Annotated in this window: 19 protein-coding genes; 13 read left to right on the top strand and 6 right to left on the bottom strand. The window is 68.1% G+C overall.

All coding sequences use genetic code 11. The features are described 5' to 3' along the window. Window positions 1–87: 87 nt before the first annotated feature. Window positions 88–1,143, top strand: a complete 1,056-nt coding sequence (locus F804_RS0100535; protein WP_169447668.1) for a glycosyltransferase 61 family protein — start codon at window positions 88–90, stop codon at window positions 1,141–1,143. Here F804_RS0100535 and mog read toward each other — a convergent pair. Continuing rightward, a complete protein-coding gene (gene mog, locus F804_RS0100540) occupies window positions 1,124–1,663 on the bottom strand; it encodes a molybdopterin adenylyltransferase (protein ID WP_022705787.1) in 540 nt (179 codons plus the stop codon). The genes F804_RS0100535 and mog overlap by 20 nt on opposite strands. A 106-nt stretch (window positions 1,664–1,769) precedes the next feature. Next, complete coding sequence (locus tag F804_RS0100545) at window positions 1,770–2,996, bottom strand: argininosuccinate synthase (protein WP_022705788.1); 1,227 nt, start codon at window positions 2,994–2,996, stop codon at window positions 1,770–1,772. Window positions 2,997–3,102: 106 nt separating this feature from the next. On the opposite strand from F804_RS0100545, the gene F804_RS0100550 reads away from it, so the two are divergent. The 3 genes from F804_RS0100550 (at window position 3,103) to F804_RS15165 (ending at window position 6,561) form a co-directional block, all read left to right on the top strand. After that, a complete protein-coding gene (locus F804_RS0100550) occupies window positions 3,103–3,873 on the top strand; it encodes a hypothetical protein (RefSeq protein ID WP_022705789.1) in 771 nt (256 codons plus the stop codon). A 40-nt stretch (window positions 3,874–3,913) separates the two neighbouring features. Next, the gene (ilvA, locus tag F804_RS0100555) at window positions 3,914–5,155 is read left to right on the top strand and encodes a threonine ammonia-lyase IlvA (RefSeq protein WP_022705790.1); all 1,242 of its coding nucleotides are present in this window, start codon (window positions 3,914–3,916) and stop codon (window positions 5,153–5,155) included. A gap of 107 nt (window positions 5,156–5,262) precedes the next feature. Further along, the gene (locus tag F804_RS15165; RefSeq protein ID WP_084686350.1) at window positions 5,263–6,561 is read left to right on the top strand and encodes a PP2C family protein-serine/threonine phosphatase; all 1,299 of its coding nucleotides are present in this window, start codon (window positions 5,263–5,265) and stop codon (window positions 6,559–6,561) included. Here the strand turns inward: F804_RS15165 and F804_RS0100565 are convergent. After that, on the bottom strand, window positions 6,542–6,979 hold the full coding sequence (locus tag F804_RS0100565; protein WP_022705792.1) for an NUDIX domain-containing protein: 438 nt from the start codon (window positions 6,977–6,979) through the stop codon (window positions 6,542–6,544). The genes F804_RS15165 and F804_RS0100565 overlap by 20 nt on opposite strands. Window positions 6,980–7,129: 150 nt before the next feature. Between F804_RS0100565 and hslO the strand changes: the two genes are divergently transcribed. The 6 genes from hslO to F804_RS0100595 all read left to right on the top strand — a co-directional run bounded on the left by hslO (window position 7,130) and on the right by F804_RS0100595 (window position 13,558). Beyond that, entirely contained in the window at window positions 7,130–8,158 is a 1,029-nt protein-coding gene (gene hslO, locus F804_RS0100570; protein WP_022705793.1) for an Hsp33 family molecular chaperone HslO, read from the top strand. Then, window positions 8,155–8,748 carry an NUDIX hydrolase gene (locus F804_RS0100575; protein WP_022705794.1) on the top strand — a complete coding sequence of 198 codons (594 nt, stop codon included), beginning with the start codon at window positions 8,155–8,157 and terminating at the stop codon, window positions 8,746–8,748. Before hslO ends, F804_RS0100575 begins: the two co-directional genes overlap by 4 nt. Then, the gene (locus F804_RS0100580) at window positions 8,745–9,902 is read left to right on the top strand and encodes a CCA tRNA nucleotidyltransferase (protein ID WP_022705795.1); all 1,158 of its coding nucleotides are present in this window, start codon (window positions 8,745–8,747) and stop codon (window positions 9,900–9,902) included. Before F804_RS0100575 ends, F804_RS0100580 begins: the two co-directional genes overlap by 4 nt. Next, window positions 9,899–11,743, top strand: coding sequence for an ABC transporter ATP-binding protein (locus tag F804_RS0100585; RefSeq protein ID WP_022705796.1), 1,845 nt, complete (start codon window positions 9,899–9,901; stop codon window positions 11,741–11,743). Before F804_RS0100580 ends, F804_RS0100585 begins: the two co-directional genes overlap by 4 nt. Continuing rightward, window positions 11,740–12,960: a class I SAM-dependent RNA methyltransferase gene (locus F804_RS0100590; RefSeq protein ID WP_022705797.1), complete on the top strand. Its 1,221-nt coding sequence runs from the start codon at window positions 11,740–11,742 to the stop codon at window positions 12,958–12,960. Before F804_RS0100585 ends, F804_RS0100590 begins: the two co-directional genes overlap by 4 nt. 76 nt (window positions 12,961–13,036) lie before the next feature. Then, window positions 13,037–13,558 (top strand): L,D-transpeptidase family protein, encoded by a 522-nt coding sequence (locus F804_RS0100595; RefSeq protein ID WP_022705798.1) that lies wholly within the window; start codon window positions 13,037–13,039, stop codon window positions 13,556–13,558. A gap of 43 nt (window positions 13,559–13,601) precedes the next feature. Here F804_RS0100595 and dalA read toward each other — a convergent pair whose 3' ends face one another. Continuing rightward, window positions 13,602–14,111 (bottom strand): divisome-associated lipoprotein DalA, encoded by a 510-nt coding sequence (gene dalA, locus F804_RS15170; RefSeq protein WP_022705799.1) that lies wholly within the window; start codon window positions 14,109–14,111, stop codon window positions 13,602–13,604. Window positions 14,112–14,306: 195 nt separating this feature from the next. Between dalA and F804_RS0100605 the strand changes: the two genes are divergently transcribed. After that, the gene (locus F804_RS0100605) at window positions 14,307–14,945 is read left to right on the top strand and encodes a L,D-transpeptidase (protein ID WP_022705800.1); all 639 of its coding nucleotides are present in this window, start codon (window positions 14,307–14,309) and stop codon (window positions 14,943–14,945) included. Between the two features lie 38 nt (window positions 14,946–14,983). Here the strand turns inward: F804_RS0100605 and hemH are convergent, their stop codons facing one another. Then, a complete protein-coding gene (gene hemH, locus F804_RS0100610) occupies window positions 14,984–16,012 on the bottom strand; it encodes a ferrochelatase (RefSeq protein ID WP_022705801.1) in 1,029 nt (342 codons plus the stop codon). After that, entirely contained in the window at window positions 16,009–16,851 is an 843-nt protein-coding gene (locus F804_RS0100615; protein ID WP_022705802.1) for a methyltransferase domain-containing protein, read from the bottom strand. Before F804_RS0100615 ends, hemH begins: the two co-directional genes overlap by 4 nt. Between F804_RS0100615 and F804_RS0100620 the strand changes: the two genes are divergently transcribed. Further along, a complete protein-coding gene (locus F804_RS0100620) occupies window positions 16,850–17,611 on the top strand; it encodes a ComF family protein (protein ID WP_022705803.1) in 762 nt (253 codons plus the stop codon). The genes F804_RS0100615 and F804_RS0100620 overlap by 2 nt on opposite strands. 28 nt (window positions 17,612–17,639) lie before the next feature. Continuing rightward, window positions 17,640–17,906: a glutaredoxin 3 gene (gene grxC, locus F804_RS0100625; RefSeq protein ID WP_022705804.1), complete on the top strand. Its 267-nt coding sequence runs from the start codon at window positions 17,640–17,642 to the stop codon at window positions 17,904–17,906. Window positions 17,907–17,916 lie beyond the last annotated feature (10 nt).

Here is a 17,916-nt window from a genome sequence, read left to right on the forward strand (position 1 = left end):
CGACCTTTCCGCACCCGGCTCAAGATGCGTGACATGCAAGGGAATTGGGGTATAGTTCGCAGGTACGGTTCCCGGTTCCCTGTCATGATGTCTTTTGTTCCACTGACCCACCGCGTCAAGCGCATCGCCGGAAGATCACGCGGGCTTGCCGAGGCCGCAGCCGAGGTCGTGGTCCTTGCCCCGTCCGAGGTTTCGCGGCGCAGCAGGGCGTTATACCTTCCCGGCCAGCTGGACAGGATTGTCGCCGCGCAGGCCGACACATCGATTGCCTATGAATTGCTGCGCATCGATTGCTCGGAGGTCGTTCACGATCCGACACTGGCCTTTCGTCTTGTCGATGCACAGCTTCTGGGCGGAACGCTGTTCGCCGCCGGGACGATGCACCAGATGGTCGGGCGACACTCTCCGCGCATCCGGGGCCGCACCCAGCAACGGATCGAGGATACGGTCGCGCTTGTCGGCACGCCCGTCAGCGACCTCTATTTCGGGCACCGCGTCGTCGACGACAATGTGACGGCGCTGATGGCCGCGGAATTCGGTCTGGTCTGCCGCCCCAAGGCTGTCCAGCGACCGGACTGGCCTCATGTCCGCGCCTATGGGCAGGCCCTGGGCGCGACCTGCCACGAGATCGGCGATGTCGATCTTGCCGAGGCTTGGGTCTTTCAGGACCACGGTATGACCGATCACCGCCGCCAGCGGATGAAGCGGCTGCGGGACAGTCTGCGGTTGGATACGGGCGGCGGCCAAGGCGTCGTGATCACGCGCGGATCGTCGGGCCAAGCGAGGCGATTGCGCAACGAAGGCGAAATGGTCGACATGCTTAGCGCAAAGGGATTCGAAGTGGTCGACCCGCAACGCGACAACCTGGGCGCCATCCGCCAGAAGCTGTCCAACGCTTCCACCGTTGTCGGGGTCGAGGGCAGCGCGCTTGCCCATGCGCTGCTGCTGGGCGCAGACGACATGATGCTTCTGACGATCCAGCCCCCCAGCAGGTTCAACAACCTGTGGAAGGATTTCACCGACCTGATGGGAATGCATTACGGCTTCGTCGTGGCCGAGGGCCAAGGAGAGGATTTCACCGTCGATTGCGACGACATCCTCCGGACCCTCGACCTGAGGCCGGTCACTTCGCCCTGGGCCTGAACGCCTCGATCCGGGCGGGGTCGGTCTCGATACGGGCAGCGCCCAGCAGGTCCAGGCAATAGGGGACGGCGGCGAAGACCGCGTCCAGACAGGTCGCGATGGCCGAGGGCTTGCCGGGGATGGTGATGATCAGCGTCCGGCCGCGACTGACGGCGGTCTGGCGCGACAGGATCGCGGTCGGCACCTCGCGCAGCGATGCACGGCGCATTTCCTCGCCAAAGCCCGGATATTCGCGCTCGGCCACTTCGGACACGGCCTCGGGGGTCAGGTCGCGCGGCGCGGGGCCGGTCCCGCCGGTCACAAGGATCAGGTCCGCGCCGCCTTCCCCGTCCGCAAGTTCGCGCAGCTTCGCGGCCACGATCTCTCGGCCGTCGGGGACGACATGCCGGTCGATTGCCATGTCCGAGGTGATAACCCCGCGCAGCCAGGCCTCGGCCCCGGGACCGCCCTTGTCCTCGTATTCGCCGCTGGCGGCGCGGTCGCTGACGGTCAGGATGGCGATGCGGGCGGGACGGGTCATGGGGCGGCCTTTCGATGATGCGCGGCCAATCTGACGAGGCGCGGCGCAAAAGGAAACCCCGCCGGACGAAGGTCCGACGGGGCCGTGCAAACGCGTTTCGCGGCGCTTATTTGAAGCGGGCGTTGCGGTTCGCGACCAGCTTCAGGCGCAGGGCGTTCAGCTTGATGAAGCCCGCCGCGTCCTTCTGGTCGTAGGCGCCGGCGTCATCCTCGAAGGTGACATGCGCCTCGGAATAGAGCGAATGATCCGACCAGCGGCCCACGCAGGTCGCGCTGCCCTTGTACAGTTTCAGGCGGACGGTGCCGCTGACATGTTCCTGCGACTTGTCGATGGCGGCCTGCAGCATCTCGCGCTCGGGGCTGAACCAGAAACCGTTATAAATCAGCTCGGCATAGCGGGGCATCAGGCTGTCCTTGAGGTGGCCTGCGCCGCTGTCCAGCGTGATCTGCTCGATCCCGCGATGGGCCTCCAGCAGGACGGTGCCGCCGGGCGTCTCGTAGATGCCGCGCGACTTCATGCCGACAAAGCGGTTTTCCACGAAGTCCAGGCGACCGATGCCGTGCTTGCCGCCCAGCTCGTTCAGCTTGGTCAGGATCGTGGCGGGCGACATCGCCTCGCCGTCGATGGCGACCGCATCGCCCTTCTCGAAGGTCACCTCGATGAACTCGGGCGTCTCGGGGGCATCCTCGGGGGCGACGGTGCGCTGATAGACATATTCGGGCGCGGCATCGGCGGGGTTCTCCAGCGCCTTGCCCTCGCTGCTGGTGTGCAGCAGGTTCGCGTCCACGCTGAAGGGCGCCTCGCCGCGCTTGTCCTTGGCGATCGGGATCTGGTTCTGTTCGGCGAACTCGATCAGCTTGGTGCGGCTGGTCAGGTCCCATTCACGCCAGGGCGCAATGACCTTGATCGACGGGTCCAGCGCATAGGCCGACAGCTCGAACCGGACCTGATCGTTGCCCTTGCCGGTCGCGCCATGGGCCACGGCATCGGCACCATGCTTCTTCGCCAGCTCGACCAGGCGCTGCGAGATCAGCGGCCGCGCGATCGAGGTGCCCAGCAGGTACAGCCCCTCGTACAGCGCATTGGCGCGGAACATCGGGAAGACGAAATCGCGCACGAATTCCTCGCGCAGATCCTCGATATGGATGTTCTCGGGGGCGATGCCCAGCATCTCGGCCTTGGCGCGGGCCGGCTCCAGTTCCTCGCCCTGCCCCAGATCGGCAGTGAAGGTGATGACCTCGCAGCCGTATTCGGTCTGCAGCCATTTCAGGATGATCGAGGTGTCCAATCCGCCCGAATAGGCTAGGACGACTTTTTTCGGCGCGTCGGTCATGCGGTTAACCCTTCATCGAATTTTCGCAGGGAATACGGCGTTCCGCGCGTTGTCACAAGGGTTCGACACGGATTACGGTCGGACGGCATTCAATAAGGGCATTTTCATGCTGGCCTTCCGCCTTCTGCGCCATTCGGTGCCGATGCTGTTCCGCGACCCGCGCGCCACCCTGCGGATTGGGCTGCCCTACCTGGTCGTCGTGGCGGCCACGCAGATCATCACGGCCAAGACGCAGGCCGTCGAGGCGCAGTTCGGTCTTCTGGAGGCATCGCAGTGGAGGGACGCAAAGACGTTTGCCGATCTGCTGATCTGGCTGGTCCTGCTGCCGACCGCCGTGTCCTGGCACCGGCATGTCCTGCTGGGCGAACCGCCCCGGTTGATTGCGCGCGGGCGTTGGCGGCAGGTGCTTTCCTATGCCCTGACGGGCCTTCTGTTCAGCCTGCTGTTGGTCATGACGGTGGTGATGGGCGTGCTTGCGGCCTCGCAGCTTTTCGCGCTGTTCGGAGATGTCACCATCAGTCTCTCCGCCGGCATCCCCCTGCTGGCGTTCATGTTGCTGGGCCTCACGCTGGCCGCCGCCTTCGCCCTTCGGTTGGCCACCGCCTTTCCCGGTGCGGCGCTTGGCCAGATCCCGGCGATCAAGACGGCATGGCGGGCCACCCGCGGTCACATGCGCAGCTTCCTGGCGCTCGGCCTTGTCTACGTGATGGCGCAGGGGGGCCTTGCGCTGCTTTCCGCACGGGTGATGTCCCCGACTCAGCCGAATGTCGGGGGCGTGCTGGCATTCGGCGTGATGTCATGGGCCACCTTCATGCTGTCGCTTTCGGTGCTGACCACGCTCTGGGGTCATTTCGTCGAAGGTCGCGATCTGCGCTGAGCCCTTGCCAAGCGCCCTCTTTCGCGGCATGGCCTTGGCCATGGAAAATTTTGTCGCCTCCGTCCAGAAAGCCGAGGCCGCGCTTCGCGACCTGTTCGAGCCCACGCCCCTGCAGCGCAACGACCACCTGTCTGCCAAGTTCGGTGCCGACATCTGGCTGAAGCGCGAGGATCTGACACCGGTGCGCAGCTACAAGCTGCGCGGCGCGTTCAACGCCATGCGCAAGCTGGTCCGCCCCGGCGCACCCGGCCATTTCGTCTGCGCCAGCGCGGGCAACCACGCGCAGGGCGTGGCCTATGCCTGCCGCCATTTCGGCGCCAAGGGCACGATCTTCATGCCCGTCACCACCCCCCAGCAGAAGATCCAGAAGACGCGCGTCTTCGGCGGCGACGCCATCGAGATCGTGCTGACCGGCGACTATTTCGACCAGACGCTGGCGGCGGCCCAGGCCTTCTGCGCCGAACAGGGCGCGGCCTTCCTGTCACCCTTCGACGCGCCAGACGTGATCGAGGGTCAGGCGACCGTCGGGATGGAGATGCTGGACCAGCTGGGCTGCGCGCCCGACCTGGTGGTGCTGCCCGTGGGCGGCGGCGGCCTTGCATCGGGCGTCACCCGCTATCTTCGCGGGCTGTGCCCTGAAACGCAGTTCGCATTCGCCGAACCCGAAGGCGGCGCCAGCCTGCAGGCCGCCCTGCAGACCGGCAAGCCGGTCGCGCTGAACGCGGTCGACAGCTTCGTCGACGGGGCCGCCGTGGCCAAGCTGGGCGCCTTGCCCTACGAGCACCTGTCGCATTTCTCGTCCGATCAGGTCTTCCTGGCACCCGAGGACCGCATCTGCGGCACCATGCTGGAGATGCTGAACGCCGAGGGCATCGTGCTGGAACCCGCGGGCGCGCTGGCGCTGGACGTGCTGGCCGACATGGGCGATCTGACCGACAAGACCGTGGTCGTAGTCTGCTCGGGCGGGAATTTCGACTTCGAGCGCCTGCCCGAGGTCAAGGAACGCGCGCAGCGCTTCTCGGGGCTGAAGAAATATTTCGTCCTGCGCATGCCGCAGCGTCCGGGTGCGCTGCGCGACCTGTTGCAGCTTCTGGGCCCCGACGACGACATCGCCCGCTTCGAATACCTAAAGAAATCCGCGCGGAACTTCGGCTCGGTCCTGATCGGGATCGAGACGACGGCCCCCGCGAACCTGACATCGCTGATGGAGCGCCTGACCGAGGGCGGGTTCAACTTCCGCGACATCACCAATGACGGCATCCTGTCCGAGCTTCTGGTCTGACGCGTCCTCGGCGGCGCGACCCGCGCCGCCGAAATCCGCGCAAGTTTAGCGGTCGTCTGTTGCGCGCTTTACGGCTTCTTTACGCCGAACGCGCTAGAGACGATGCCATGAAAGCCGCGAATCCCTCATCACGCACCAAGGCGACCGCGCCAGCCCCGCTGCGACGGCAGGCATTGCTTGCGGGGCCGAACGGGGTCTGCCGCAAGGCGCTGGCCGACCTGCTGGACGCGGCGGGGGTCGATTGCACGCTGGTCGATACCGGCGCCGATGCCCTGCGATCCGTCGATGCCCGCCAGCCCGACATCCTTCTGTCCGCGGCGGCCCTGCCCGACATGACGGGGCTGGACCTGTGCCGCGACTTCCGCTCTCGGCCGGGGCCGCATTACGGCTATTTCCTGCTGCTGACGCCCGACCGCAGCGATGACGGGATGGCTGCGGGGCTTGCCGCCGGGGTGGACGATTTCCTGTCGCTTCCCGTCGCGCGCCCCGAACTGCTCGCGCGTCTTGCCGCCGCCGAACGCATGCGCCGGATCGAGGACGACCTGCGCGCCACCAACTCCCGTCTGCGCAGCGCGATGGCCCAGCTGTCGGAAACCCAGGCCGCGATGGAACGCGACCTGCGCGAGGCACGCAAGCTGCAGCAGGGCCTGGTGCGCGAACGGTCGGGCCGCTTCGGCCAGATCGACATCAGCCTGCTTCTGCGTCCGGCGGGCCATATCGGCGGCGACCTCGTCGGGTTCTTTCCGATCGCGGGGGACTGGATCGGGGTCTATGCGCTGGACGTGTCGGGGCATGGCGTCACGGCCGCGCTGCTGACCGCGCAGCTGTCGGTGCACCTGTCGGGATCGTCGGACCTGAACGTCGCGCTGCGCGCCGCGCAGGGCGGGGTCGATCCGCGCGGCCCCGGCGCGCTGGCGCATTTCTTCAACGGCATGATGCTCGAGGAGATGAACACCGACAGCTACTTCACGATGATCTATGCCGAACTGAACCACGTCACGGGGCAACTGCGCATGGTGCAGGCGGGCCACCCCCATCCCGTGCTGCAACGCGCCGACGGCCGGGTCGAGCATCTGGGCCAAGGCGGCATGCCCATCGGCGTCTTCGAACGCCCGATCTTCGACGAGATGGAGCTGCGGCTGGAACCGGGGGACCGCCTTCTGATCACCTCGGACGGGGTGACCGAGGCCGCGTCCCCGAACGGCGTGCAGCTGGGCGACGAGGGGCTGGAGGCGATCCTGCGCACCAACGCCTTCCTATCGGGTCACGGGTTCCTGGAATCGATGGCCTGGTCGGTGTCGGAATACAGCCGCGGCGAAAGGCTGGACGACGTGTCCGCCGTCCTGATCGAGATGCGGGGCGACAGCCGCGTCACCCCCATGCCCGTCAGGCCAGCCAGGCCCTGAGCGCGGCCAGCGAACCCGCATCCTCCAGCAGGTCCAGCGCCTCGTGGGGGGTGACCCAATGCGCGCTGTGGCCCGGTTCGGTCGGCGGTCCGATGCGCAGCGTCGGGCGCGCGGCCCAGATCTCGCAGCGCTTCTCGGCGTGGAAGCCAAGTTCGGGCATGTGGCAGAACCGGCGATAGGCACCGATCCGCTGCGCGTGCCCGATCCGCCAGCCGGTTTCCTCGAAGACCTCGCGATGCAGCGCGCGGATTGGGGATTCGCCCGGATCGATCCCCCCGCCGGGCAGCTGGAATTCATGTTCGGGCTGCCGCTGGAAGGTCAGCAGGATCCGCCCCTCGCGCCACAGGATCGCATAGGCCCCCGCCCGCCTGCGATAGCGGCGCGTGGCAAGCGGCGGCGGTCCGAAACGCGGAATCATGGCTTGTTCCCCCTGGCGGCGATATGCGCCCCGGTGATACCGCGCATGTCCTGCGGGCGAAAGCCGGGCCCTTGGGATCGCCGCAAAATCGCCTATATTGGGCCCCGACCCGGCGCTTCGCCCCCCGGACAAGAATTTCAAGGAAGCCTGATGAACAAGATCAACCAGATAGCCTGGGACGATACGGTCCTGCCGTTTCAGCTGGACCGCTCGGACATCCGCGGCCGCGTGGCCCGGCTGGACGGCGTTCTGGACCACATCCTCACCCGCCACGACTATCCCGCGCCCGTCGCCGCGCTGGTGGCCGAGATCGCGCTGCTGACCGCGCTGATCGGCCCCACCATGAAGCTGCGCTGGAAGCTGAGCCTGCAGGTCCGCGGCACCGGCGCGATCCGCACGCTGGCGGCGGATTACTATGCCCCGGAATCCGACGGCAAGCCCGCGCGCATCCGCGCCTGGGCCAGCTTCGACGAGGATCGGCTCGACGCCTCGCAGCCCTTCGAGCAGATCGGCGACGGGTATTTCGCGATCCTGATCGACCAGGGCCAGGGCAGCACGCCCTATCAGGGGATCACGCCCCTGGCGGGCGGGTCGCTGTCAGCCTGTGCACAGACCTATTTCGCGCAGTCTGAACAGCTTCCGACGCGCTTCAGCCTGGCCTCGGGCCATTCGCACCTGCCGGGCAGCGACGCGCAGTGGCGCGCGGGCGGCGTGATGCTGCAGACCCTGCCCGCCCAGCCGCAGGTCGGCCCCGAGGGCGGCAGCGGCAAGGACGGCCTGATCGAGGCCGCCGACATCCTGCAGGGCGGCGAATCCGAGGACTGGAACCGCGCCAACATGCTGCTGGACACCGTCGAGACGCTGGAGCTGATCGGCCCCTCGGTCGGGCCGACCGACCTGCTGGTGCGCCTGTTCCACGAAGAGGCCCCGCGCGTCTACGACCCCCAGCCGGTCGAGTTCGGCTGCTCGTGCAGCTCGGACCGGGTGCGCGGCACGCTGTCGATCTATTCCGCCAAGGATATCGATCACATGACCACCGACGAGGGGATCGTGACCGCCGATTGCCAGTTCTGCGGCGCGCATTACGAATTCGACCCCAGCAGCCTGGGGTTCGAGGCGACCGTCGATCACGAAGGCAACCCCGTGGAGGCCCAGCCGGACCCGAAGGAGGGGCAGTGATTCCCGACTGGTCCGGCGATACCCTGCGCCGGGCCCTTGCCGCGTCGGGCGCGGCCAGTTCGGATTACGACCTGAACCCCGACGCGACCCCGCCCGATGCGCCCCTGCGCCGGGCGGGGGTCCTGGCCGCCTTTCACGCAGATGACGGGCGGCTGGTGCTGACCAAGCGCGCATCGGGCCTGCGCCATCATCCGGGCCAGATCGCCCTGCCCGGCGGCAAGGTCGATCCATCCGATGCCGACGAGACCGCCGCCGCCCTGCGCGAGGCCCGGGAGGAAGTCGGCCTCGACCCTGCATCCGTCACCATCCTCGGCACGCTTCCCATGCACCGCACGGTGACGGGCTTCGCCGTCACGCCCATCGTCGGGCTGATCACCGGCCCCTTCGATCCGCGCCCCGAACCCGGAGAGGTGCAGGAAGTCTTCACCCTGCCCTTCGCCCATGTCGCCGATCCCGACCGCTATGTCATTCATCGCAGGCGCTGGCGCGGCGGGTGGCGGGCCTATCAGGCAGCGCCCTTCGGGCCGTATTACCTGTGGGGCGCGACCGCGCGCATCCTGTTCGGCCTGTCCGAAAGGCTGGCGCGATGACCCGGATGCCCGCCCGCATCATGGACGATCCCGACCTGCGCCGCGTGCTGGGCGTGCTGACCCGTGACGGCGCGCGCGCCTGGCTGGTCGGCGGCGCGGTGCGCAACGCGCTGCTGGATCAGCCGGTGGACGATATCGACATCGCGACCGACGCGCTGCCGCAGCGGGTCATGGCGATGGCAGCGGATGCGGGCCTGCGCGCGGTTCCGACCGGCATCGACCACGGCACCGTCACGCTGGTCGCGGGCGGCAAGGGATACGAGATCACGACCCTGCGCCGCGACGTGGAAACCGATGGCCGCCACGCGGTCGTCAGCTTCTCGGACGACCTGGCCGAGGATGCGGCGCGGCGCGACTTCACGATGAACGCGCTGTATGCGGGCCCCGACGGCGCGGTGCTGGATCCGATGGGCGGGCTGCCCGACCTTGCGGCGCGGCGGCTGCGCTTCGTGGGCGATCCCGAACGCCGCATCGCCGAGGATTACCTGCGCATCCTGCGCTTCTTCCGCTTCCTGGCCTGGTATGGCGACGATGCGGACCCGCAGGCCGTCGATGCCTGCGCCGCGCTGGCGGGCGGGCTGGACCGCATCGCCCGCGAACGCATCGGCGCCGAGATGCGCAAGCTGCTGGCCGCACCGGATCCGCGCGCCTCGGTCGCGCTGATGGCGCGGACGGGGGTGCTGGCGCATCTGCTGCCGGACGCCGATGCCGATGCGCTGGCCGACCTGGTCGCGACCGAGATCGCGCTGGAGGAACCGCCCCGCTGGCCGCGCCGGCTGGCCGCGCTTGGCACCGATGCCGCCGATGCCCTGCGCCTGTCCAAGGCCGAGGCCCGCCACCAGCAGGCCCTGCGCGCCGCCGCCGACTGGTCCCTGGACGAGGCCGGTTACCGCATGGACCCCGATGCCGCGCGCGACCATGCCGTGCTGACCGCCGCGCGCGGCATGCCCCTGCCCCCAGAATGGCGTGCGCAGCTGGAACGGGCGCGATCCGCGCGCCTGCCGATCGCCGCGGCGGATCTTGCCCCCCTGCGCGGCCCCGCCATCGGGCGCGGCCTTCGCGCCGCCGAGGCCGCCTGGATCGCCTCGGGCTTCGTGCTGCCCGCACCCGCCCTGATCGACACCGCCATCGCCGCCGCCGAGGAGACCGCATGAACCTTCACGCCCGCATGGGTCGCATGGTCGACGCCTTCCGTCCCGCAGACGGCCCCCCGCCGCGCACGCTGCTGGCCTTCTTCCGCTGGTGCCTGTCGGGCGCATGGAAGGGCCTGGGCTTTGCCGCGGTCGCATCCGCGATGGGCGGGCTTGCGGACGTGATCTCGGCCATGCTGCTGGGGCTGATGGTCGATGCGGTCACCGGCAGCACGCCCGGCAGCTTCTGGGCCGACAACTGGACCGCGATGATCCTGTTCATCGCCTTCTTCCTGCTGCTGCGTCCCGCCATCTTCGGGCTGTCCACCGCCAGCAGCAGCGTCATCGTCGGGCCGAACGTGCTGCCCCTCGTGCTGTCGCGGCTGCATCGCTGGACGATGGGACAGTCCGTCACCTTCTTCGACAACGATTTCGCCGGGCGGCTGGCGCAGAAGCAGATGCAGACCGCGCGCGCCGTCACCGATGTCGCATCGGAACTGGTGAACGTCGTGGCCTTCGCCCTCGCCTCGGTGCTGGGATCGGCCGCGTTCCTGATCTCGGTCGATGGCTGGGGGGCGCTTGCGCTGGTGGTGTGGTTTGGCGCCTATCTGGGGCTGATCCGCTTCTTCCTGCCGCGCATCCGGGCGAAATCGGGCGCGCGCGCATCGGCCCGCGCGATGGTCACCGGACAGGTCGTGGACACGATCACCAACATCAAGACAGTCAAGCTGTTCGCCCATGACGACCACGAGGACCAGGCAGCCCTTGGCGCGATGGCGGGGTTCCGCGAACGCGCGCTGGATTTCGGGGTGGTGTCCACCTGGTTCCGCTTCTCGCTGATGTTCGTGGCGGGCATCCTGCCGGTGATCCTGGTCGGCGGCTCGGTCATCCTGTGGCGCGACGGCATGGCCAGCGTGGGCGATGTCGCGGCCTCGGGGGCGATCGCGCTGCGGCTATCGCAGATGACCGGCTGGGTCAGCATGGCGCTGATGGGCATGTGGGGCAATATCGGCGAGGTCGAGGACGGGATGAAGACCCTGTCGCCGCCCCACGCGCTGTCGGACGCCCCCGACGCCACCGCGATCGAGCGTGCCGATGGCCGGATCGAGTTCGCGGGCGTGGGCTTCGCCTATGGTCGCCGCGCGGGCGGGTTGCAGGACCTGGACCTGGTGATCGAACCCGGCCAGAAGATCGGCATCGTGGGCGCTTCGGGGGCCGGGAAATCGACCCTCGTGGCGCTGCTGCTGCGGCTCTATGATGTCGAGACGGGATCGATCCGGCTGGACGGGCGCGACCTGCGCCGCATCCGGCAGGACAGCCTGCGCCGCCAGATCGCGATGGTCACGCAGGAAACCGCGATGTTCAACCGCTCGGCCCGCGACAACATCCTGTATGGTCGGCCCGGCGCGTCGCAGGACGACATCGTCGCCGCCGCCAAGGCCGCCGAGGCGCATGACTTCATCTTGGGGCTGGAGGATCACGCCGGCCGCAAGGGATACGACGCCCATCTGGGCGAACGCGGGGTCAAGCTGTCGGGCGGCCAGCGCCAGCGCATCGCCATCGCCCGCGCCTTTCTGAAGGACGCCCCGATCCTGGTCCTGGACGAGGCGACCAGCGCCCTCGACAGCGAGGTCGAGGCCCAGGTCCAGGACGCGCTGACCCGCGCGATGCGGGGCAAGACGGTGCTGGCCATCGCGCACCGCCTGTCCACCATCGCGGAACTGGACCGGATCGTGGTGCTGGATGGCGGCCGCATCGTCGAACAGGGCAGCCACGATGAACTGCTGGCGCAGAACGGGCTTTACGCGCGCTACTGGAACCGGCAATCGGGCGGCTTCCTGGGCACCGAGGAGGCGGCCGAATGAACTGGACCATCGAACGGCTGGGCCGTCGCGGCGACGGCGTGGCCCTGCGTGGCGACGAACGCGCGCTGGCACCCCTGACCCTGCCGGGCGAAGAAATCGCGGGCGAGGTCGCGGACGGCCGGATCGCGCAACCGAAGATCGTCACGCCCTCGCCCGACCGGGTCCGCCCGATCTGCACGCATTACCGCGCCTGCGGGGGCTGCTCGCTGATGCACGCCTCCGAGGGATTCACCGCGGAATGGAAGGCGCAGGTGGTCGCCGCCGCCCTTGCCGCCCACGGGATCGAGGCGCGGGTGGACGGGGTCGACACCTCTCCGCTGCAATCGCGCAGGCGCGCGGTCCTGTCGGGCAAGCGCACGAAGAAGGGCGCGCTGCTGGGCTTCCACGCCCGTGCATCCGACGTGATCGTGGACCTGGCCGAATGCCACATCCTGCACCCTGCGATCATGGCCGCCCTGCCGCTGCTGAGGCGGGTGGTCGTGACGGGGGCGTCCCGGCAGGCCGAACTGACGCTGACGGTCATCCACACCCCCGAGGGGTTGGACGTGACCGTCACCGGCGGCAAGCCGATGGAGCCTGCGCTGTTCGCGGCACTGGCGGCCTTGGCCGAAGAGGGCGATCTTGCGCGCCTGACATGGGACGGCGAATCAATCACCCGTCGCGCCCCCGCCCTGCCGATGGGTCGCGCCCGCATGGTTCCGCCGCCCGCCGCCTTCCTGCAGGCCACCGCCGAGGGCGAGGCCGCGCTGTTGTCCGAGGTGCGCCGCATCACGCAGGGCGCATCGCGGATCGCGGATCTCTTTTCCGGCTGCGGGACCTTCACCCTGCCCCTTGCGGAAACCGCCGAGATGCACGCGGTCGAGGGGCTGGACGCGCCACTGCGCGCGCTTGATTCGGCCTGGCGCGCGGCCAGCGGCCTGCGCCGCGTCACGACCGAGCTGCGCGACCTGGCCCGCCGCCCGCTTCTGCCCGACGAGCTGACGGAATTTGACGCGATCGTGATCGATCCGCCACGGGCCGGTGCCGCGGCACAGGTGGCCCAGATCGCCCATGCGCGCGTGCCCCGACTGGCCTTCGTCGCCTGTGATCCGGTGAATTTCTCCAAGGATGCGCGCATCTTGGTCGATGCGGGATACCGGATCGAATCGCTGCGCGTGATCGACCAGTTCCGCTTTTCGCCACATGTCGAAATTGTCGCGCATTTAACGCTGGCTTAAGGCGCGGCTAGGCACGATACGGCAGCTTGTGGTATCCAGATATCTCAACAAACAAGAACACGTCTCAGAGGCAGTGATGGGCAGAACGACTCGTCGGAGTTTCACCTTGTCGGCGCTTGCGCTGCTGGCCGCTTGCGGCAAGCCGCAGGAGCCCAGCAAGTTCCAGCGCTATTCCGGGCCGCCGGTGACGCAGATCAACGTGAACAAGGGTGCGCGCAAGCTGTACCTTGTCAGCGGCAATACCGTCGTCAAATCCTACGATGTCAGCCTGGGCTTCGCGCCCATGGGCCACAAGCAGTTCGAAGGCGACGGCAAGACCCCTGAGGGCGTGTACTATATCGACCGGTTCAACCCGCGCAGCGCGTTCCACCTGTCGGTCGGCGTGTCCTATCCCAACCCGAACGACCGCGCCTTTGCCGAATCCCAGGGCCGCAGCCCCGGTGGCGACATCTTCATCCATGGCCGCGGCCCCGAGGGGAACAACCTGTTCCCGCGCCGCCGCGACTGGACGGCCGGCTGCATCGCCGTCACCGACGAGGAGATCGAGGAGATCTATGCGATGGTCCCGCCGGGCATCCCCATCGTGATCACCGCCTGACCCCGACGGCCCCGCCACTCGCGGGGCCTTTTCACATCCGGGCTCAGCTGCCGGTCAGCAGAACCCACCACAGCTTGCCCGACGGCTCCTTGTACCAGTCGAAGCCAAGCTGCGTCGCGCCCGGGTCCATGATGACATCGCGGGTGTCGCGCGTGCTCATCCAGGCCGACAGGGTCTCGATCTCGTTCTCATAGGTCTCCGAGATGTTCTCGCCCACCAGCGATCCCTGGAACCCCGCCCTGCGCGCACGGTCCAGCGGCGACGACCCGTCCGAGCCCCAGTGCCATGCCCGGTTCTGGGCCGACATGTCGCGGGCATGGGCCAGCGCCGCAGCCTTCAGCTGGTCGTTCGGCGTCAGGGGCGGCTGGCCGATATTGCCGCGCAGCGTGTTGATCTGCTGCAACACCCGGTCACCGATCGCGGCCCTGTCATCGACCGGTGCGACGGGTGCCGCAACGGGCTGCGGCGCCTGCGGAAGCTGCTGCTGCAGGTGATACGGCGTGCAGCCCGATGCCAGCAGCATGCCTGCGACGGCGATCGCCTTGAATTGCATGGTTTTCCTCGCGTCCCTCGAAGATTGTCGTCCCGAGCATTATCCAAACCCGGCCCGCGCATCAAACGCAACTTCACGTGACCGCGAGCGTGACGCCCCCGCGACCTTCGGGGTTTGTGGCGAATCGAGCGGCGGGCTATTCTGCGGGCAGACAACCCGCCCGTGAAGCGGGAACCAAGCAACGGATCAGAGCAGATGAGCAGATCGTCCTTCGACCGCCGGGCCTTTCTCGGTTCGGCCGCCGCATTCGGCGCCGCGGCGCTTGCCGTTCCGGCGCGCGCGCAGCAATACGACCCCTATACCGGCCAGCCCCTGCCCGCGGCCGAGGCCGTTCCGGCGACGCCCGCCGCACCGGTGAACAGCGGCCCGCAGCACAACATCTCCAGCTTCCGCATGCAGGACTGGCGCCCCCATTTCGAGACGCTGGCCAATGGCGCGATCCTGTGCGACCTGACCTCGCGCGCGGTGCATTACTGGTCCGAGGACGGGAACACCTATCGCGTCTATCCCAGCTCGATCCCGGTCAGCGCGGAACTGACCCGCACCGGCCGGACCGAGATCATCAAGAAGGTCGACGGTCCCAGCTGGGCACCGACGCCGGACATGAAGAAGCGCAACCCCGAATGGCCGGATTTCGTGCCGCCTGGGCCGGACAACCCCCTGGGGACGCATGCGCTGTGGCTGTCCTGGCAGTATTACCGCATCCACGGCACGCATGACACGCGCAAGATCGGGCGCAAATCCTCGAACGGGTGCATCGGTCTCTATAACGAACACATCGCCGAGCTGTTCGGCTTCGCCAAGCTTGGCACCCAGGTCCTGGTCATGGCCTGAATCCGGAGGGGGGCGGCAGCGATGCCGCCCCCTTCGCGTCACACCCAGCCGTGGATGTTCTCGCGCACGATCTCCAGCATCATGCGGACATGCGCCTCGTCGTCGTTCAGGCAGGGGATATAGGTGAAGCCGTGGCCGCCGGCCTCTTCGTAGGCTTCGAAGATCTCGCCGTTGATCTCCTCCAGCGTCTCGATGCAGTCCGACGAGAAGGCGGGCGAGATGACGGCGATGTCGCTGTGGCCCTGCCTTGCCAGTTCGGCCACATGCTCGACCGTATAGGGGCGCAGCCATTCCTCCTTGCCGAAGACCGACTGGAAGGTCGTGTCGATCACGCCCTCGGGCCAGCCCAGCGCCTCGCGCAGCAGGCGAGAGGTCTTCTGGCACTGGCAGTGATACGGGTCGCCCTGCATCAGGTAACGCTTGGGCATGCCGTGATAGGACGCGACCAGCTTGGACGGGATGCGGTCGCCCAGCGTGCGCCGCACGCTGTCGGCCAGCGCCGCGATATAGTCGGGGCGGTCCACATAGGGCTCGCAGGTGCGGATGGCGGGCTGCCAGGTCTGCTCCATCGCGGCGCGGAACAGCTGGTCGTTCGCCGTGGCCGAGGTCGGCCCCGCATATTGCGGATAGAGCGGCAGGAACACGATCCGCCGGCACCCCGCCTTCACCATCCGGTCCAGCACGTCATGCGTCGAGGGGTTCCCGTAGCGCATGCAGTAATCGACCATCACCCGGTCGCCCCATTCCGCCTCGGCCATCTGGGCCAGCATGCGGGTCTGGGACTTGGTGATCGTGGCCAGCGGGCTCTCGTTCGCTTCCTCGTTCCAGATCGACTTGTAGTTCTTGCCGGAACTGAAGGGCCGGAAGGTCAGGATGATCCCCTGCAGCAGCGGCTGCCATTTCCAGCGCGGCAGGTCGATCACCCGGCGGTCGGACAGGAACTCGTTCAGGTATCGCCGCATCGACCAGTAGTCGTAATTGTCCGGCGTCCCCAGGTTCGCGATGAGGATGCCGGTCTTGCCGGGCTTGATGCCGGGGTGGTCCGCGGGCGCGTGGGTCGGTTTCATTCGTCGTTCTTCCTGAACTGGTTCAGCGCATCGGCCAACGAGGTCTTGGCCGAGCCGGGCCTGAGGGGTTTCTGCTGGTTTTCGGCCGGGGCCCATCCGGTCAGAAAGACCAGATCGAAGGTGACTGCGACACGGGACGGATCGTCGCGGTCGGCATGGTGTTCGGCCATGATCGCCCCCGCCCGCGCGAAGACCGCCCGAGAGGTCGGCCGCCGCAACCGGGCCGCCATCGCGTTCCCCTCGCCCATGGCCCGCAGGTCGTGGGCAAGGTGCAGGATGTCGCGATAGCTGGCACGCTGGCTCAACAGGTCGGCCACCGGCAGCGCCAGCCCGCCCCGCTGCAGCAGGCCGCCCAGATCGCGGATCTCACCCATGGGCAGGATGCGGGGGGCAAGGCCACCCGTCACCTCGGCCTCGGCCTGGGCCAGCGCGCCGCGCAGTTCCTGCAGGGTCTGGTTCCCGAAGGCCACGCCCATGAAAAGCCCATCCGGCATCAGCGCCCGGCGGCATTGCGCGATCTGGCCCACCGGATCGTCGGCCCAGTGCAGCGCCATCGCGTGGATCACCAGGTCATGCGCAGCGGGTTCAAGATCCAGCACCGCGTCGTCCGCGACGACCCGCGGCCCCGGAAAGCGTGCCTGCCACAGGTCCGGAAAGCCCGTCACGATCGCGATGCGCGTAAAACTTCTGTTAACCTCGATCAGCCTATCCTCGATCTCGTCGGCGGCGATCTGGTGGAACAGATCGACCATGCCCTGGGCCTGCGCGCGCGCACGCTGGCGCAGCAGGGCGTCTCGGTCGGTCAGGTTCGGTCGGGTCCGGGGATCGGGAATTTTCATGACGCTTCAACATAGGGCGCTTTCGGGGGCGGTTAAAGCCGCGCTGGCGCTGATATATCCGCCCCAATGCCTGTGCTGCGGCGCGGCCGTCGCCCCCACGGGCGACGTGCAGCTGTGCCCCGACTGCTGGCCCGGGGCCGAATTCCTGTGGCGGTCGGTCTGTGACTGCTGCGGGGTGCCCCTGCCCGATGACGGCCTGGCCGAGGCGTCGGGCATCGTCTGCGACGACTGCCTCGATGCCCCGCGCCCCTGGTCGCGCGGACGGGCGGCGATGGTCTATGGCGGGACGGCACGGCGGCTGATCCTGGGGCTGAAGCATGGCGACAGGCTGGACATGGTGCCGCCGCTTGCGGGCTGGCTGGCCCGCGCCGCCCTGCCACTGGTCGAGCCCGACCAGATCGTCGTGCCCATCCCCATCCATCCGCGCAGGCTGCTCAGGCGGCGCTACAACCAGGCGGCGCAGCTGGCCGCGCGGCTGGCGCGGGACCTGGACCTGCCGCATCACCCGACGATGCTGCGCAGGACGCGCCACACGCAGTCGCAGGACCGGCGCGGCAGGCTGGAGCGCATCGCCAACCAGACCGACGCCTTTGCCGTCGCGCAGGGGCAGATCGCGGCGTTGCAGGACAGGCCGGTGCTGCTGGTCGACGACGTGATGGCCTCGGGGGGGACGATCTCGGCGGCGTCGCATGCGCTGCTGCAGGCCGGCTCGGGGCCTGTTTCGGTGGTGGTTCTGGCAAGGTCGCTCAAGGAACACTAGATAAGGCGTCCAGACAGAAAGGACCGACATGACCCAACCCCGGATCGAGATCTTCACCACCCGCACCTGCCCCTTCTGCATCCGCGCCAAGCAGCTGCTGAACCAGAAGGGCGTGTCCTACGAGGAAACCGACGTGGGCGCCGATCCCGCCCTGCGCGAGGCGATGACCAAGCGCGCGGGCAAGCGCAGCGTCCCGCAGATCTTCGTGGGCGATTTCCATGTCGGCGGCTGCGACGAGCTGTATGCCATGGACCGCGCGGGCAAGCTGGACCCGCTGCTGAAGGGCGCGGCCTGATGGCCCCTGC

This window comes from Paracoccus zeaxanthinifaciens ATCC 21588, assembly GCF_000420145.1.
Taxonomy (GTDB): Bacteria; Pseudomonadota; Alphaproteobacteria; order Rhodobacterales; family Rhodobacteraceae; genus Paracoccus; species Paracoccus zeaxanthinifaciens.